1 pseudogene is annotated in these 338 nt (G+C 71.9%); it reads right to left on the reverse strand.

Going from position 1 to position 338, the window contains the following annotated elements:
- Positions 1–202 precede the first annotated feature (202 nt).
- Positions 203–338: pseudogene (locus B2J89_RS21995) on the reverse strand (recombination regulator RecX); the annotation flags it as partial.

Consider the following 338-nt stretch of genomic DNA (forward strand, 5'->3'; position numbering starts at 1 on the left):
CGCTGAGTCGGTTTCTTTGGGCGCCGGGGCCCTGCGCCCGGCTTGGTCGGGCCATGCATTTCGCTGCGACGGCTACCGATGCGAGTGGCAGGCAGCCCCAGCCCGCGCTGCTATGAGTTCAGTGCCCGCGTCGGCGTGCCTGACTGATGCCATGCACGGTTGCTGGGACTGCCGCATGGGGGCGCGGCCTTTGCCGGCCGCCTCAGCGCGGTGCTGTGGGCACCACGCGCCGCACGACGTCGGCGGCAAACCCCCGGGCGGTCAGAAAGCGCACTTGGCGCGCCCACGCCTTGGCGTCGGCCGGCGCAGCGCCAAAACGCTTGTCCCAGACGCTGCGC

The organism is Acidovorax sp. SRB_24 (assembly GCF_012931925.1).